This window comes from Pseudomonas sp. B14-6 (genome assembly GCF_013260315.1).
GTDB classification, from domain to species: Bacteria; Pseudomonadota; Gammaproteobacteria; order Pseudomonadales; family Pseudomonadaceae; genus Aquipseudomonas; species Aquipseudomonas mandelii.
Window position 1 is genome coordinate 5,723,163 of sequence record NZ_CP053929.1, and the last position, 15,866, is coordinate 5,739,028.

The 15,866-nt window shown below is 60.8% G+C and carries 14 protein-coding genes and 3 pseudogenes; 12 read left to right on the forward strand and 5 right to left on the reverse strand.

Annotated elements, in window-relative coordinates:
* Positions 1 to 90 precede the first annotated feature (90 nt).
* Genes hmgA through maiA form a run of 3 tightly spaced genes read left to right on the forward strand, consistent with a single transcriptional unit; the run spans position 91 to position 3,351 of the window.
* Entirely contained in the window at positions 91 to 1,395 is a 1,305-nt protein-coding gene (gene hmgA, locus HP062_RS26080) for a homogentisate 1,2-dioxygenase (protein WP_102594597.1), read from the forward strand.
* A 3-nt stretch (positions 1,396 to 1,398) separates the two neighbouring features.
* The gene (gene fahA / locus HP062_RS26085; protein WP_010463193.1) at positions 1,399 to 2,703 is read left to right on the forward strand and encodes a fumarylacetoacetase; all 1,305 of its coding nucleotides are present in this window, start codon (positions 1,399 to 1,401) and stop codon (positions 2,701 to 2,703) included.
* A gap of 12 nt (positions 2,704 to 2,715) precedes the next feature.
* Positions 2,716 to 3,351 carry a maleylacetoacetate isomerase gene (gene maiA, locus HP062_RS26090; protein ID WP_145306935.1) on the forward strand — a complete coding sequence of 212 codons (636 nt, stop codon included), beginning with the start codon at positions 2,716 to 2,718 and terminating at the stop codon, positions 3,349 to 3,351.
* Between the two features lie 113 nt (positions 3,352 to 3,464).
* Here the strand turns inward: maiA and HP062_RS26095 are convergent, their stop codons facing one another.
* Entirely contained in the window at positions 3,465 to 4,268 is an 804-nt protein-coding gene (locus tag HP062_RS26095) for a SirB1 family protein (protein ID WP_010463189.1), read from the reverse strand.
* 183 nt (positions 4,269 to 4,451) lie between these two features.
* Here HP062_RS26095 and HP062_RS26100 point away from each other — a divergent pair.
* A pseudogene (locus HP062_RS26100) lies at positions 4,452 to 5,470 on the forward strand (Glu/Leu/Phe/Val dehydrogenase dimerization domain-containing protein).
* Between the two features lie 176 nt (positions 5,471 to 5,646).
* Here the strand turns inward: HP062_RS26100 and HP062_RS26105 are convergent.
* Positions 5,647 to 5,886: pseudogene (locus HP062_RS26105) on the reverse strand (YebG family protein); the annotation flags it as partial.
* Positions 5,887 to 6,241: 355 nt separating this feature from the next.
* Between HP062_RS26105 and HP062_RS26110 the strand changes: the two are divergent.
* A complete protein-coding gene (locus HP062_RS26110) occupies positions 6,242 to 6,742 on the forward strand; it encodes a phosphate-starvation-inducible protein PsiE (RefSeq protein ID WP_172792284.1) in 501 nt (166 codons plus the stop codon).
* On the opposite strand, the gene HP062_RS26115 is transcribed toward HP062_RS26110, so the two are convergent.
* The 3 genes and pseudogenes from HP062_RS26115 to HP062_RS26125 all read right to left on the reverse strand — a co-directional run bounded on the left by HP062_RS26115 (position 6,739) and on the right by HP062_RS26125 (position 10,012).
* On the reverse strand, positions 6,739 to 7,056 hold the full coding sequence (locus HP062_RS26115; protein ID WP_010463182.1) for a DUF3509 domain-containing protein: 318 nt from the start codon (positions 7,054 to 7,056) through the stop codon (positions 6,739 to 6,741). The genes HP062_RS26110 and HP062_RS26115 overlap by 4 nt on opposite strands.
* 216 nt (positions 7,057 to 7,272) lie before the next feature.
* A pseudogene (locus HP062_RS26120) lies at positions 7,273 to 8,573 on the reverse strand (HAAAP family serine/threonine permease).
* 62 nt (positions 8,574 to 8,635) lie between these two features.
* Positions 8,636 to 10,012, reverse strand: a complete 1,377-nt coding sequence (locus tag HP062_RS26125; protein ID WP_077750196.1) for an L-serine ammonia-lyase — start codon at positions 10,010 to 10,012, stop codon at positions 8,636 to 8,638.
* A gap of 135 nt (positions 10,013 to 10,147) precedes the next feature.
* Here HP062_RS26125 and HP062_RS26130 point away from each other — a divergent pair, with 135 nt between their 5' ends.
* From HP062_RS26130 to HP062_RS26160, 7 genes are all read left to right on the forward strand, one after another.
* The gene (locus HP062_RS26130) at positions 10,148 to 11,095 is read left to right on the forward strand and encodes a LysR substrate-binding domain-containing protein (RefSeq protein ID WP_010463175.1); all 948 of its coding nucleotides are present in this window, start codon (positions 10,148 to 10,150) and stop codon (positions 11,093 to 11,095) included.
* 213 nt (positions 11,096 to 11,308) lie between these two features.
* Entirely contained in the window at positions 11,309 to 11,716 is a 408-nt protein-coding gene (locus HP062_RS26135; protein ID WP_010463173.1) for an HPF/RaiA family ribosome-associated protein, read from the forward strand.
* A gap of 265 nt (positions 11,717 to 11,981) precedes the next feature.
* Entirely contained in the window at positions 11,982 to 12,287 is a 306-nt protein-coding gene (locus tag HP062_RS26140; protein WP_010463172.1) for a DUF3649 domain-containing protein, read from the forward strand.
* Complete coding sequence (locus HP062_RS26145) at positions 12,284 to 13,864, forward strand: PepSY domain-containing protein (protein WP_172792285.1); 1,581 nt, start codon at positions 12,284 to 12,286, stop codon at positions 13,862 to 13,864. Before HP062_RS26140 ends, HP062_RS26145 begins: the two co-directional genes overlap by 4 nt.
* Positions 13,865 to 14,188: a DUF3325 domain-containing protein gene (locus HP062_RS26150; RefSeq protein ID WP_077750199.1), complete on the forward strand. Its 324-nt coding sequence runs from the start codon at positions 13,865 to 13,867 to the stop codon at positions 14,186 to 14,188.
* Positions 14,188 to 14,751 (forward strand): RNA polymerase sigma factor, encoded by a 564-nt coding sequence (locus HP062_RS26155; RefSeq protein WP_172792286.1) that lies wholly within the window; start codon positions 14,188 to 14,190, stop codon positions 14,749 to 14,751. The genes HP062_RS26150 and HP062_RS26155 overlap by 1 nt, the downstream gene beginning before the upstream one ends.
* Entirely contained in the window at positions 14,748 to 15,737 is a 990-nt protein-coding gene (locus HP062_RS26160) for a FecR family protein (RefSeq protein WP_172792287.1), read from the forward strand. The genes HP062_RS26155 and HP062_RS26160 overlap by 4 nt, the downstream gene beginning before the upstream one ends.
* Positions 15,738 to 15,866: the final 129 nt, after the last annotated feature.

Here is a 15,866-nt window from a genome sequence, read left to right on the forward strand (position 1 = left end):
TAATCGAATTACGATAAAAATAACCCTGGCGTGCCGAGACCTCTGCAGCAGAGCGACAGGCCATTGCCTACTCCCTGTTCAGGAGGCTCCATGAACCTCGATTCAACGGCGCCAGCGCTGGCTTATCAGTCAGGCTTCGGCAACGAATTCAGCAGCGAAGCGTTGCCCGGCGCATTGCCCGTCGGCCAGAACTCCCCGCAAAAAGCCCCTTACGGCCTCTACACTGAACTGTTCTCCGGCACCGCGTTCACCATGGCCCGCAGCGAAGCGCGACGCACCTGGATGTACCGCATTCAGCCGTCGGCCAACCACCCGGCGTTCGTCAAACTGGAGCGGCAACTGGCCGGTGGTCCGTTGGGGGAAGTGACTCCCAATCGCCTGCGCTGGAACCCGTTGGACATCCCGACCGAGCCGACCGACTTCATCGACGGGCTGGTGAGCATGGCCGCCAACTCGGGCGCGGAAAAACCCGCCGGGATCAGCATCTACAGCTACCGCGCCAACCGTTCCATGGAACGCGTGTTCTTCAATGCCGACGGTGAACTGTTGCTGGTGCCCGAGCAGGGTCGCCTGCGCATCGCCACCGAACTGGGCCTGCTGGACCTGGAGCCGCTGGAAATCGCCGTGCTGCCGCGCGGTCTGAAATTCCGCGTCGAATTGCTTGACCCGCACGCTCGCGGCTACATCGCTGAAAACCACGGCGCACCACTGCGCCTGCCGGATCTGGGGCCGATCGGCAGCAATGGTCTGGCCAACGCGCGAGACTTCCTGACCCCCGTCGCGCATTACGAAAACCTCAAGCAACCGACCACCCTGGTACAGAAATTCCTCGGCCAGTTGTGGGGCTGCGAGCTCGATCATTCACCACTGAACGTGGTCGCCTGGCACGGCAATAACGTGCCTTACAAATACGACCTGCGCCGTTTCAACACCATCGGCACGGTCAGTTTCGATCACCCGGATCCCTCGATCTTCACCGTCCTGACCTCGCCGACCAGTGTCCACGGTCTGGCCAATCTGGACTTCGTGATCTTCCCGCCACGCTGGATGGTGGCCGAGAAAACCTTCCGGCCACCGTGGTTCCACCGCAACCTGATGAACGAATTCATGGGCCTGATCAAGGGCGAGTACGACGCCAAGGCCGAAGGCTTCTTGCCCGGCGGCGCGTCGTTGCACAGTTGCATGAGTGCTCATGGCCCGGATGGCGAAACCTGCACCAAGGCAATCAACGCTGACTTGGCGCCGGCGAAAATCGACAACACCATGGCGTTCATGTTCGAGACCAGCCAGGTGCTGCGCCCGAGCCGTTTCGCCCTGGATTGCCCGCAACTGCAAACCAATTACGACGCCTGCTGGGCCTCGCTGCCCGCCACTTTCGACCCGACCCGGAGATAACCCATGACTCAGACTTCCATCACTCGTAGCTGGGTTTCTTCCGCCAACGGCCACGCTGATTTCCCACTGCAAAACCTGCCGCTGGGCGTGTTCAGCGTGAAGGGTTCGGCACCGCGCAGCGGTGTGGCCATTGGCGAACATATTTTTGATCTGGAAGCGGCACTGGACGCCGGCCTGTTCGACGGCCTGGCAAAAACCGCCGTAGAAGCCACCCGTGGCGGCCAGCTCAATGCGTTTTTCGAATTGGGCCGTGAGGCTCGCGTGGCGCTGCGCGAACGTCTGCTGGAACTGTTCGCTGAAGGCAGCACCCTGCATGGCAAGATCGAAGCCCAAGGCGCAAAACTGCTGCCACTGGCGGCGAATTGCGAGATGCACCTGCCGGCGAAAATCAACGATTACACCGACTTCTACGTCGGCATCGAGCACGCACAGAACGTCGGCAAACTGTTCCGTCCCGACAACCCTTTGCTGCCGAACTACAAGTACGTACCGATTGGTTATCACGGTCGTGCCTCGACCATTCGCCCCTCCGGCACCGACGTTCGCCGCCCGAAAGGCCAGACCTTGCCGGCCGGTCAGACCGAGCCGACCTTCGGCCCGTGCGCACGTCTGGATTACGAGCTGGAACTGGGCATCTGGATCGGCCCGGGCAACGAGATGGGCGACTCGATCGCCATTGGTGATGCGGCCGATCACATTGCCGGTTTCTGCCTGCTCAACGACTGGTCGGCGCGCGACATCCAGGCTTGGGAATACCAGCCGCTGGGGCCGTTCCTGTCAAAAAGCTTTATCACCAGCATCTCGCCGTGGGTAGTGACGGCCGAAGCGCTGGAGCCGTTCCGCCGTGCTCAGCCGGCACGTCCGGAAGGCGATCCACAGCCGTTGCCGTATCTGTTCGACAAGCGCGATCAAGCCGCAGGAGCGTTCGATATCGAGCTGGAAGTGCTGTTGCTCACCGAAGGCCTGCGCGAGCAAAAACTCCCGGCCCATCGCCTGACCCTCAGCAACACCAAACATATGTACTGGACCGTGGCGCAAATGGTCGCGCACCACAGCGTCAACGGCTGCCAGTTGCAGGCCGGTGACCTCTTTGGCTCGGGCACGTTGTCGGGGCCGGAAAGCGGTCAATTCGGCAGCTTGCTGGAAATCACCGAAGGCGGGAAAAAGCCGATCGAGCTGGCGTCGGGCGAGGTGCGCAAATTCCTCGAAGACGGCGACGAAATCATCCTGCGCGCCCGTTGCAGCCGCGACGGTTTTGCCTCCATCGGTTTCGGCGAATGCCGTGGCAAAGTGATCGCGGCGCGCTAAGAGGATCCGGTCATGGAGCTTTATACCTACTACCGTTCGACGTCGTCGTACCGGGTGCGTATCGCGTTGGCGCTCAAGGGCCTGGATTACCAGGCACTGCCGGTCAACCTGATCGCACCGCCAGGTGGCGAGCATCGGCAAGCGCCGTATCTGGCCATCAACCCACAAGGGCGCGTGCCGGCCTTGCGAACCGATGAAGGCGAACTGTTGATCCAGTCACCGGCGATCATCGAGTACCTGGAGGAACGTTATCCACAGGTGCCGTTGCTGTCCAAAGACCTGGCCGCGCGCGCTCACGAGCGTGGTGTTGCGGCGGTAATCGGCTGCGACGTGCATCCGCTGCATAACGTCAGCGTGCTCAACAAGCTGCGGCAGTTGGGCCACGATGAACCGCAGGTGGTGGAGTGGATCGGGCACTGGATCAGCCAGGGGCTGGCGACGGTGGAGCAGTTGATCGGTGATGACGGTTACTGCTTTGGCAACGAACCGGGCCTGGCGGATGTGTATCTGATCCCTCAGCTCTATGCCGCCGAACGTTTCAATATTTCGCTTGAGGCGTATCCACGGATTCGCCGAGTGGCGGCGTTGGCAGCTACGCATCCGGCGTTCATCAAGGCGCATCCGGCCAACCAGCCAGACACCCCTTAAAGCCCCGCGCGCCCCCTGTAGGAGCGAGGCTTGCCCGCGAAGAACGATAACAAGGTCGTGCTGACAGACCGAGGCGCCCGGTTCGCGGGCAAGCCTCGCTCCTACAGGGGGCGTTAGTGGACGATTGAGTTGGGCGGCAAATGCCCCAGTCGTTCAGTCAGGCGAATCCGCTGGATCGGGTCATCACTGAGCAGCAGCGCATGCTCTAGGTCGAAACGCTCGGCGTTCGGGCAATCCAGACGTTGATAGAGGCTGGCCCGGGCCAGGTAATCGGCGGCGTTGGCGTTGCCCAGTGCCAGCACGCGTTCAGCGTCGATCAAGGCGCCGATGTAGTCATCGTGGGCAAGGTGCAACTGACGCAGATTGCGTGACAGCCGTTGCAGCATCTGCACCGGGTCGGCGGTCAGCATGTGCTCGGCGTTGAGTTGCATGTTCGGGCCGTACTGGCGTTGCAGCAGTTCACGGCAATCATTGGGGTACAAGCGGCGGCCACCGCAGGGGTCCAGCAGATGATCGGCGCCCGGCACCCGCAGCAGGAAATGACCGGGGAAATTGACCCCGACCAAAGGGATCTCCAGGCGCTTGGCCAACTCCAGTGCGATCAGCCCCAGGGACAACGGTTGGCCGCGCCTGAGTTCCAGCACTTTGTTGAGCAGGGCCACTTGCGGGCGCAACGGGGTGAAATCGTCCTGGGCGAACCCCAGGTCATTCATGCGACGCAGCAGCGGCTGGGCCAGTTCGCTCACCGGCAGCATCGGCAAGCCATGGCTGACCCGCTGTTGCAGGTCTCGGAAGTCTGCCAGCACCTTCTCGGCATCCACCTCTTTGTCATGTTCGGCCGCCATCCACAGCGCGGCCTCGAACAGCGCGGGTGGTGATCGTTGCAGGCAGTCAAAAAAACGTTGGCGCGGCGTCATCGAAATCTCCGGGCAATGCCTCGTTTTAGCCCCGTCGCCGGCATTCGTCCAGTACCGCACACATGAGGTCGCAGGTTATGCCCGAAAGCCTGCAATGCAGCGCCGCTTATTCCGGTGCGCTTCTGCAAATTTTGGGCGCAAGCCTATACTGGCGACTACAAGAAGTGATTCGGGAGCCCGACGATGTTCGCTCTCATGCAAAGCACTCGCCTTGAATCGCTGCATCTGAGCGTCGACCCGGTCACCGGGTTGAAGGCGGTCATTGCCATTCATAGCAGCCGCCTGGGGCCTGCCCTGGGGGATGTCGTTACCTTGCCTATCCCAGCGACGAGTCTGCGGTCGAGGATGCCATTCGCCTGGCGCAGGGCATGAGTTACAAAGCTGCGTTGGCCGGCCTGGCGCAGGGCGGCGGGGTGGCGGTAATTGTTCGACCGGTCCATGTGGAAAACCGCGCGGCGCTGTTCGAAGCCTTCGGCCGCTGCATCAATCAGCTCGACGGGCGCTACATCACGGCGATCGACAGCGGCACCTCGGTGGCGGACATGGATTGCATCGCCCAACAGACCCAACACGTCACCAGCACCACCTCGGCGGGCGACCCCGCGCCTCACGCAGCGATGGGGGTGTTCACCGGCATCCGTGCCACCGCCATGGCCCGTCTGGGCAGCGATAACCTCGAAGGCCTGCGAGTGGCCATCCAGGGGCTGGGTAACGTCGGTTACGCCTTGGCCGAACAGCTGCATGCGGCCGGTGCCGAACTGCTGGTCAGCGACATTGATCATGGCAAGGTGCAATTGGCGATGGAGCAATTGGGCGCTCACCCGATCGCCAATGACGCGCTGCTCAGTACGCCGTGTGACATTCTCGCGCCCTGCGGCCTGGGCGGTGTGCTCAACAGCCACAGCGTGACGCAATTGCGTTGCTCGGCAGTGGCCGGTTCTGCGAACAATCAGCTGACCCATCTGGAAGTCGCCGATCAACTGGAGCGGCGCGGCATTTTGTATGCGCCGGACTACGTGATCAATTCCGGCGGGCTGATCTACGTTTCACTCAAACACCGTGGCGAAGAGCTCACAACCATTACCGCCCACCTGTCGAAAATCGCCTCGCGGCTGACCGAAGTCTTCGCCCATGCCCAGGCGGAAAAACGCTCTCCGGCGCGGGTGGCGGACGAGTTGGCGGAAAAAGTGCTGTACCGCTGAGCCATGCCTTTACTGCAGACATGAAAAAGGCCCTGAGTCCATTGGACTCAGGGCCTATTCAATTCGGGCATTGTTTACTTCGGTGTCTTGGCGGCTTTGGCTGGCTTGGTCGGCGCAGCGGCTTCACCCTCTTCGACCGGTTCAACCTTTTCAACCACTTCAACCGGCGCATTCAGCAGTTCGGACAACGCGTCCGGCTGGCTCTTGAATGCCTTGGCAAATACATCGCGATTCTTCGCCATGTAGATCCCGGCTTCTTCCACTTGCTGTTCGGTCAGGGACGGAACGGCTTTCTGCAACACTTCAGCCAGCAATTCAGCCAGTTCGAGCATTTTGTCATGACGGTCAGCTTCGGCTTTATCCATGAACAAGCGCTCCAGATCTCGGCTGCTGCGGTATACCACTTCGACGGCCATTCACCACCTCACATGCCTTCACATTAGTTGTCTGTTTCGACCACTGTATTTATATACAGCGAAAAGGATAAGCGAATCCCTGCGCTTTGGGTAGTGGCTTTTAAATGTAGACCGAAATCAGCATTTGTCAGTTAAACCGTGTTGCTCCATTCGCGGGCAAGTCTCGCTCCTACAGGTTGATGTGATCTGTAGGAGCGAGGCTTGCCCGCGAAGGGCCCGACGAGACACCAAAAAAGTGCCCCGTGGCAGCCCATCGCCATCTCACCCAACAGCCCCTGGCCTTTTTTCTGCATGCAGAACAACCGTCACGTCAAAACCGCATTATCCGCTCGAACCGAGCTAAGGAAGAATCATCGTGAAAATCAACTGGGCCGAGAACCTGCGGCAGAACGTGCATCAATTGGCAGAGTCCCTGGGCAACCTGTTCGTCGAGACCTTCCATTACCTGGCGCTGTTCGCCATCGGTGCAGTGACCGCGTGGGCGGCGGTGATGGAATTTCTGGGGATGATCGAAGAAGGGCACATCAAAATCGATGACATCTTGCTGCTGTTCATCTATCTGGAACTGGGGGCGATGGTCGGGATTTACTTCAAGACCAACCACATGCCGGTGCGCTTCCTGATCTACGTGGCGATCACGGCGCTGACGCGGCTGCTGATCTCCAACGTCTCGCACCACAATCCGCCGGACCTGGGGATCATCTACCTGTGCGGCGGGATTCTGCTGTTGGCGTTTGCGATCCTGGTGGTGCGTTACGCTTCTTCGCAATTCCCTTCGGTGAAGATCGAACACCCGCAACGCAAGATCGGTACGGGTTCCGGTGAGCATCCAGAAGTCGAGAAGGGCGAGATTTAAAGGCCCATGGTCGGGCGAGGCCGGGCTTTGGCCAAGGGTGGCGGCAGGTTGCGATTGTCGCCATCGGTCATGGCTTCGAGGATGGCCACGGCGCTGTGGCCCTGTTCAATGGCGATGCCGAACTGAATGCTTTGCACCAGGCGCTTGAGGCGCTTGGGGTCATTGCGCTGTTCGGCGCTGATCATCCGCTTGGCAACCACATGGCCGCTGTTGGAGAGGGTCAGCATGATGCTGCCGTCCAGACCTTGAATGCTCAGGTTGATCTGATAATCCGCTGCAAAGGCATCGGTAATGAGCTGAAAAGGGTTGTCCATGATGCGTCACCGCCTGATTGAACGTGCAGTTGTTGACCGGCCATGATCGGGTTGGTTCGCGTTACCGGACCATCGGCAAGCCGCTCGCTGAGGTTTTCAAAAGTCCTTTTGCCTCGCAGGTGATGTAGCAAGGGCCATGCCGGAAAAATTGTCGAACAATGATCGCGGCCAAAAAAAGGCGGGCACCTTGGCCCGCCTTCTTTTTGCCTGCCCGTTTCAGGGCATGAACGAGTAGATGATCGCAGACAGTGCAATCAAACCGATCAACACCACGAACACGTTCGACACTTGCCCTGAGTACTGGCGCAAGGCCGGCACGCGGCGGATGGCGTACATCGGCATCAGGAACAACAGGCACGCAATGATCGGCCCGCCGAGGGTTTCGATCATGCCGAGGATGCTCGGATTGAAGGTCGCCACGGCCCAGCAACTGAGGATCATGAACAGCGCCGTGATGCGGTTCAGCCAGCTCGCCGACATCACCCGGCCACGGCCGCGCAGGCTTTTCACGATCAGGCCCTGAAAGCCTTCGCTGGCGCCGATGTAGTGGCCGAGAAAGGATTTGGTGATCGCCACCAGCGCAATCAGCGGCGCGGCATAAGCGATGACCGGGGTCTGGAAGTGGTTGGCCAGGTACGACAGGATCGAGATGTTCTGCGCCTTCGCCGCCGCCAGGTCAGCCGGGGACAGTGCCAGCACGCAGCTGAAGCAGAAGAACATCACCGTCACCACCATCATCGCGTGGGCGATGGCGAGGATGCCGCTGCTCTTGCGTTCGGCCTGTTCGCCGTAACGCTGTTTCTGGTCAACGGCGAACGCAGAAATGATCGGCGAATGGTTGAACGAGAACACCATCACCGGAATCGCCAGCCACAGGGTTTTGAAGAACAGCGGCAACGGCATGCCTTCGCTGGCAGTGGCGAAGAACGCGCCGTTCCAGTTCGGGATCAGGCTGACGCCGAGCAGCAGCAACGCCGCGACGAACGGGTAAACCAACACGCTCATGCATTTGACGATGACGCCCTGGCCGCAGCGCACGATCGCCATCAGACCGAGAATCAACACCAGCGACAGAATCGCTCGTGGTGGGGGGCGATGTGCAACTGATGCTCCATGAAGCTGCTCAAGGTGTTGGTCAGCGCCACGCTGTACACCAGCAGAATCGGGAAGATCGCGAAGAAATACAGCAGCGTGATCAGCTTGCCTGCACCGATGCCGAAGTGTTCTTCAACGACTTCGGTGATGTCCCCGGAACGGCCGGACAGCACGAAGCGGGTCAGGCCCCGGTGAGCGAAGTAGGTCATGGGGAATGCCAGCACTGCCAGGATCAGCAGTGGCCAGAAGCCACCCACGCCGGCGTTGATCGGCAGGAACAGCGTTCCGGCACCAATCGCCGTGCCATAGAGGCCGAGCATCCAGGTGGTGTCGTGTTTGCTCCAGCCCTTGTGGGTTATTTCGCTATTGCGTGTCAGGTCTACAGCGGGGTTTTCGGCAGCAGGTGTACGTACATCGGTCATCGTTTGGCCTCGTTATTGTTCTTGCTCGGGCTCACGTGTTGCAGGCGGTCAGGGAATGCTCCTCAGCACTCCACCCAGCTCACTGCCAGGCCGCCCCGTGAAGTCTCTTTGTATTTGTCATGCATGTCGGCGCCGGTATCGCGCATGGTGCGGATCACCCGGTCCAGGGAAATGAAGTGTTTGCCGTCGCCGCGCAGGGCCATTTGCGTGGCATTGATGGCCTTCACCGCCGCGATGGCGTTGCGCTCGATGCACGGCACTTGCACCAGGCCGCCGACCGGATCGCAGGTCAGGCCGAGGTTGTGTTCCAGGCCGATTTCGGCGGCATTTTCCAGTTGCTCGGGCGTGGCGCCGAGCACGTCGGCCAGGCCGGCGGCGGCCATGGCGCAGGCGGAACCGACTTCACCCTGGCAGCCGACTTCGGCACCGGAGATCGACGCGTTTTTCTTGCAGAGAATGCCTACGGCCGCCGCAGCCAAAAAGAAGGCGACCACGTCATCGTCCGACGCGTCCGGGTTGAATTTCATGTAGTAGTGCAACACTGCCGGAATGATCCCTGCTGCGCCGTTGGTCGGTGCCGTGACCATGCGCCCGCCCGCCGCGTTTTCTTCGTTCACGGCGAGGGCGAACAGGTTCACCCACTCCATGGCCGACAGCGTGGAGGTGATGACATTCGGTTTGCCGATTTCCAGCAGGCTGCGGTGCAGTTTCGCCGCGCGGCGCGGAACATTCAGACCACCGGGCAGGATGCCTTCGTGCCGCATGCCTTGCTCGACGCACTCACGCATCACCGACCAGATGTGCAGCAAGCCCTGACGGATCTCGGCTTCGCTGCGCCAGGCCAGTTCGTTGGCCATCATCAACTCGGAAACCCGCAAGCCGTGCTGGTTGCAGAGCTTGAGCAATTCGGCGGCGCTGGAGAAATCGTAGGGCAGCACCACATCGCTGGCCGGCGCAATGCCGGACTCGGCTTCCGCCGCTTCGATGATGAAACCGCCGCCGATCGAGTAGTACGTTTGCTCCGACAGCTCACCGGTTTCGCCGAAGGCTGTCAGCGACATGGCGTTAGGGTGGTAAGGCAAACTCTCGTCGAGCAGCAGGAGATCGCGTTGCCAGTTGAAGGCAATGGTCTTGTTGCCGGCCAGAGTCAGTTCGCCGGTTTCGCGCAAGGTCTGGATTCGGCTGTCGATGGTGGTCGGATCGATGCTGTCCGGCCATTCGCCCATCAGGCCCATCACGCAGGCGCGGTCGGTCGCGTGGCCGACGCCGGTGGCGGAAAGAGAGCCGTAAAGGCGGATTTCTACCCGACGGACGGCGTCGAGCAAATTCTGGTCAATCAGTGCCTGGGCGAAGGTCGCGGCGGCGCGCATCGGGCCGACGGTGTGGGAACTGGACGGACCGATGCCGACTTTGAAGAGATCGAAAACACTGATAGCCATGCTAAAGCCTATACAAGCAATGGAAGAGAAATCGCTGCCATTTTTGTAGGACAAGCGCAATGTCGGCGATACTGCCGACCTCGGTCCTACATGACCAACGAAACTTCCTAAGACAGCCTTTAGCAGGACTAAACAATGAGTCGCCAATTGCACGCCCAGACTTACGTCTGGCTGCACGTGTTTTCCTGTGCCGCGCGGCACTTGTCGTTCACCCGCTGCGCCGAAGAGCTGCACATCACGCCGGGTGCGGTCAGTCAGCAAATTCGCCAACTGGAAGAGCGGCTGGGCTTTCGCTTGTTTCACCGTCGTGCGCGCGGCGTGGAATTGAGCGCCGAGGGCCAGCGACTGGCCATCACCGTCAACGAGGCTTACGGCAGCATCGATGCGGAATTGCGACGACTGGACGCCGGAATGATCAGCGGAATTCTGCGGGTGCGTTCGATTCCATCGTTCCTGAGCAAGTGGCTGACGCCGCGCCTGCCACGTTTGCAGCAGCGCTTTCCGGACATTCAATTGCGCCTGGTGGCCGAGGACAGCAGCGTGCCGTTGCATGAAGGGGACTTCGACCTGGCGATCGACCTGAATGACGGCAGTTATCCCGGGTTGTTGTCCACAACCTTGCTCGACGAGCAGATATTCCCGGTCTGCGCCCCGAGCCTGCTACGTGGCCGACCGCCGCTGCACGGTCCGGCGGGCCTGGTGCACTTTCCGTTGCTGCACGACATCACCGCCTGGCGCGGCAGTTACGAGTACGCGGAATGGGAGTTCTACCTCAATGCCATCGGCTTCGAGGGCGCGGACGTGCGGCGCGGGCATACCTTTAATCGCAATCACTTGACCATCGAAGCGGCGATTGCCGGCATGGGCGTGGCGATTGCGCGGCGCACGTTGCTTAACGATGAACTGGAGCGGGGGACGTTGATTGTGCCGTTCGGGCTGGCGGTGCCCAATCACAAACGCTACGTGCTGCTCTATGCGCCAGGGGCGCTGAGCCATCCGGGCGTGCGTGCGGTGCATGACTGGCTGGTAGAAGAGGCGGGGATTTTCCGCAGTCTGCACCCGCTGGCGGAGCGACAGATGTGAGCAATTGTGACTGGGGAGAGAGGCGACCCAACTCCCGACCTTAACAGCGCTTTTGGTGGTTGTCCGACTTTTTTTGCGAATCCATATTTATCTTTTTTTAGGGGTTGAAATGTTCTTCGCGCAGACCGATTGTGTAAGTAAGAGGTCACGGTGATGACGCCCAAGGGCCAGCCGATGCGCCTCTCGCGAGCTAGCTGAAATAAGGGATGAACTATGCAAATCCAAGTCAACAGTGATAACCATATTCAAAGCAGCATCCGACTGGAGGAGTGGGTACGTACTACCATTGAGAGCACGCTCGAACGTTATGAAGAGGACCTGACACGCGTCGAGGTTCATCTGCGGGACGAGAATGGCGACAAGCCAGGTCCCCATGACATGCGCTGCCAACTGGAAGCGCGGCCAAAAGGCCACCAACCGATTTCTGTCACTCATAAAGCCGACACCCTGGAGCAAGCAATCGACGGTGCGGCGGAAAAACTCGAACATGCGCTTGAGCATCTGTTCGGCAAACTGCGGGGCAAACCACGTGCCGCTTTGGTGCCGTTCGAAAGACCCACTGCCGATGCGCTGCTGGAAGATGAATTTCTCGAGAACGAACAGGCTGCGCAAAACGGCTGAAGCCTGATCCACATTTAACCTTTCCGCTCTCCACCCTTAAAAACGGGCCTGCACATGCAGGCCCGTTTTCGTTTTGCCGATCAATCAACTGATCGTTCCCGAGCCCGCGGATCAGCGGCTCGGCACCCCTCGCATCGCAATCGGACTGTCCGGAACAGTCGATCTCATAGGAACTCTTTTGCGTATGAGAATATTTATCATTAATATTGCGGTCTTGTTGGCCCCATGACTTTCATGCGGCCTCACCTGGTTTCAAGGTCGAACCATGAAAGGCAAAACCCGCACGCTCCCCGTTCCTTATCGATTGGCCGTCACTTCCCGAGTGCTGGCCGCGGTGTTGGGCGGCTATATCGTCGCAGCGCTGGCCAGTGTCAGCTTGAGCTCATGGTTGCCGATGGCCCGGGCCGAAGCGGTGGTGACCGGGATGATGAGCTCGTTTCTGGCCTACCTGATCGCGGTGCTGTGGTGTTTTGCCTGTCGCAGTGCCTGGCGAGCCTGGTTCGGATTGATCGTGGCGAGCCTGCTGCTGGCGGCGGTGTCGGGGTTGGCTAATTGGATGGGCCACGCATGAAAGAGGGATTTCGTCAGGCGATGGCCTGGTTGCACACCTGGGCCGGGTTGACCTTCGGCTGGTTGTTGTTCGCGATTTTCCTGACCGGCACGCTCGCCTATTTCAAGGACGAGATCAGTCACTGGATGCAGCCCGAGATACCGGCACGTGCGGTGACCTCCGAAGCCAGTCTGACGCTGGCGCAAAACTACCTCCAGCAACACGCGGCCGGCGCCTCGCGCTGGTTGATCGACCTGCCGAGTGCCCGGGAACCGGGCCTGTCGGTGCGCTGGCAACAAACCCCGGCCAAGCCCGGCGAGCGCGGGCAATTCACCGAGAAACTGCTCGACGCGCAAACCGGCAGCGAAGTGCAGGGCCGCGAATCGATGGGCGGCGATTTCTTCTATCGCTTCCACTTCCAGCTGCAAATGCCCTATCCGTGGGGCCGCTGGTTGTCGACCATCGCGGCCATGGTGATGTTCATTGGCCTGATCACCGGGATCATCACCCACAAGAAAATCTTCAAGGACTTCTTCACCTTCCGCCCGCGCAAAGGCCAGCGTTCCTGGCTAGACGGGCACAACGCGGTGGGCGTTCTGATGTTGCCGTTTCACCTGATGATCACCTACAGCAGCCTGGTGATTTTCATGGCGATGGTGATGCCGGCGAGCATCCTGGCTTCGTACAAAGGCGATCCCCGCGCGTTTTACGCGGAGGTATTCCCGGCCTCCGGCACCCCCGAACTGGCCGGCAAACCGGCGGAACTGGCACCGATGGCGCCGTTGCTGGAGCGGGCGCGCGCGCAGTGGTCGGGCGGCCGGGCGGAACGGCTGACGGTGAACAATCCGGGGGATGCGAATGCTTCGATTGTCGTCTCAAGGGATGATGCAGACCGCGTGATTTATGACGCCAGCAGCGCGGTCACCTTCCACGGCGTGACCGGCCAGCAACTCAGCGCCACGCCACAGCAACCGGTGCCGATGGCCATCGCCGGCAGTTTCTATGGCTTGCACATGGGCCATTTCGCGAGCCCCGTGCTGCGCTGGCTGTACTTCATCTGCGGGTTGGCGAGCACGGCGATGATCGGAACCGGTCTGGTGATCTGGCTCGGCAAGCGTCAGCTCAAGCATGTGAAAAGCGGCGTGATGCCCTTCGAACTGCGGCTGGTGGAAGTGCTGAACATTGCCAGCATGTCCGGGCTGGTGGTCGCGGTGGCGGCATTTTTCTGGGCCAATCGGTTGCTGCCGGTGGAGATGGCCACCCGGGCGGATTGGGAAGTGAACAGCTTCTTCATCGTCTGGGGCTTGAGCGTGGTTCACGCAGTGTTCCGCTGTGGTCGCGCGGCATGGATCGAGCAGTTGGCACTGGCCGCGTTGCTGTTCTGCGGGGTGCCGCTGTTGAACGCGCTGACCACGCCGTATCACTTGGGCGTGACGCTGGCTCAAGGTGACTGGACGCTCGCCGGGTTCGATCTGACCTGCCTGGGCAGTGGCCTGTTCCTGGCTTGGGCTGCCTGGAAAATGCAGCGCACCGGGCAGACCGTTCGCGTCGCCAAAGAACGCGCCCGATTGATCATGCTTGAGCAAAAGGTGAACTGAATGCTGTTGGCCCTGTTGCTCTGCTACGGCGGTTTCACCGCGCTGTGTTTATCAATGGATCGGCATCACGGCGAACTGCTGGGGCGCCAGCCGTCTGCCCGGCGACGCAAAACGTTCAAGTTGGGCGGCTGGTTGCTGCTGGCAGTTTCGTTATGGGCGGCGGTGGCGAAAACCGGTTGGGGGCTCGGGTTGGTGGAGTGGTTTGCGGTGTTGATGCTCAGCGCCTTGATGCTGGTGTTGTTGATGCCTTATCGCCCGCGACTGGCCCTGGCGTTGGCTGGGTTGAGCCTGCTTGCCAGTCCCGTCGCCGTGTTGGCGCAGTGATGACCAGCGATCCCCCGAAATCCCGCGACGACGAATATCGCGGCGCCCGTGCGCATTTCCTTCAGGTGTTCCTGTCCCAGCGTTCGCAGATGGAAGCGCTGGTGAGCCGGCGTGTCGGCTGCCGCGCGACCGCCGCCGATCTGGTGCAGGACTTGTTTCTGCGTTTCTGGCGGCGTCCGCTGGTGCAGGTCGAGGAACTCAGCACTTACCTGCTGCGTTGCGCCGGCAACATCGCCATCGACCATTTGCGCAGCGAAGGCACGCGGGTGCGGGTCAACGAAGGCTGGATGCCGGATCAACCGGACAGCCAGGGCAGCGAACCACAAGCGGCGCTGGAGGCGGGCAACGACCTGCGTCACGTCGAAGCGGCGTTGCGCGCATTGCCGGAACGTACCCGGCAAATCTTTCTGCTCAACCGCATCCATGGCCGCAAATACGCGGAGATCGCCAAGGCCATGGGCCTGTCCCAAAGCGCCGTGGAAAAACACATGATGCGCGCCCTCGATGCCTGCAAGGCCAGTTTGCGGGAACCGCCAACGCGCATGCCAGGGAAAGCACCGTGAATCAACTCGACCGCGTCACCCCGACGCCCGCTCAAGAGCAGGCTGCACTCGCCTGGTTGAGCCTGTTGCACGACCAACCGAGCAGCGGCGATCAACTCACTTTCAGCCGCTGGCTCCAGGCCGATCCCGCCCACGCCGAGGCTTATGCCCAGGCGCAAGTGCTGTGGGAGTTGAGCGAAATGCCCGCACGAACCCTGGCCGATGAAGACGCTTTCGCCTTGCAGGGTTACCTCAATGCGATGAACCGATCCCGACGCACCGGCGTGCGGCGCTGGTCTGGCGCGCTGGCCATGGCCGCGTGCCTGGTGCTGATGATCGGCATCGGCGCGGGTTGGCAGCCGATGCGCTGGATCGATGATCTGGGGGCGGACTATGTGTCTGCGCCAGGTGAAATTCGCACCGTGACGCTGGCCGATCAGTCGCAAGTGACGCTGGACGCCGACAGCGCCATTGCCGTGGATTTCAGTGGCGGCGAGCGCCACGTTCAGCTGCGTCGCGGTGCCGGATTCTTCAGCGTGACCCACACGGGCGATCCGTTTGTGGTCGACGCTGAAAAGGGCCAGGCCCGGGTGCTCGGCACTCAGTTCGAAGTACGTTTGCAGCCCCATGGTGCGCAGGTCACGGTCCTGTCAGGACGGGTCGGCGTGACAGCGGACAGGCACGCCGAGCAGCAGATTCTGACCGCTGGCCAGCAAGTGGCGTATGGCGAAGGTTCGGCGCAAAAGCTGCGTGTGGTTGATAGTGAAGCGCAACTGGCCTGGCGTCAGGGGTGGCTCAATTACTACAAGGTCACCCTGGCCGATGTGGTGCAGGATCTGGGGCGTTATTACCCGGGGCGGATTGTGCTGCTCAACGATGAACTGGCCGCGCGGCGGGTCAGTGGCAGTTTTCCGAGCAAGGATCCGCAGGCGGTGTTGGGTTCGTTGCAGGGCGTTTTGGGGTTTGAGCAGACCAAGGTGATGGGGCATCTGATTATTTTGCGGTGAGGCTGCCGGCCCCATCGCGGGCAAGTCCGCCCCCCTACAGGTTCGCGCGATCCTTGTAGGAGCGAGGCTTGCCCGCGAAGGCGTCAGGCTTAACGCCACATCACCCCGCAAAAAATTATTTTCAAAATT

Bases quoted from the DNA above. Each gene is read 5' to 3' on its own strand.
- hmgA (WP_102594597.1), top strand. From the start codon at position 91: ATGAACCTCGATTCAACGGCGCCAGCGCTGGCTTATCAGTCAGGCTTC.
- fahA (WP_010463193.1), top strand. From the start codon at position 1,399: ATGACTCAGACTTCCATCACTCGTAGCTGGGTTTCTTCCGCCAACGGC.
- maiA (WP_145306935.1), top strand. From the start codon at position 2,716: ATGGAGCTTTATACCTACTACCGTTCGACGTCGTCGTACCGGGTGCGT.
- HP062_RS26095 (WP_010463189.1), bottom strand. From the start codon at position 4,268: ATGACGCCGCGCCAACGTTTTTTTGACTGCCTGCAACGATCACCACCC.
- HP062_RS26115 (WP_010463182.1), bottom strand. From the start codon at position 7,056: ATGGACAACCCTTTTCAGCTCATTACCGATGCCTTTGCAGCGGATTAT.
- HP062_RS26125 (WP_077750196.1), bottom strand. From the start codon at position 10,012: ATGGCTATCAGTGTTTTCGATCTCTTCAAAGTCGGCATCGGTCCGTCC.
- HP062_RS26130 (WP_010463175.1), top strand. From the start codon at position 10,148: ATGAGTCGCCAATTGCACGCCCAGACTTACGTCTGGCTGCACGTGTTT.
- HP062_RS26135 (WP_010463173.1), top strand. From the start codon at position 11,309: ATGCAAATCCAAGTCAACAGTGATAACCATATTCAAAGCAGCATCCGA.
- HP062_RS26140 (WP_010463172.1), top strand. From the start codon at position 11,982: ATGAAAGGCAAAACCCGCACGCTCCCCGTTCCTTATCGATTGGCCGTC.
- HP062_RS26145 (WP_172792285.1), top strand. From the start codon at position 12,284: ATGAAAGAGGGATTTCGTCAGGCGATGGCCTGGTTGCACACCTGGGCC.
- HP062_RS26150 (WP_077750199.1), top strand. From the start codon at position 13,865: ATGCTGTTGGCCCTGTTGCTCTGCTACGGCGGTTTCACCGCGCTGTGT.
- HP062_RS26155 (WP_172792286.1), top strand. From the start codon at position 14,188: ATGACCAGCGATCCCCCGAAATCCCGCGACGACGAATATCGCGGCGCC.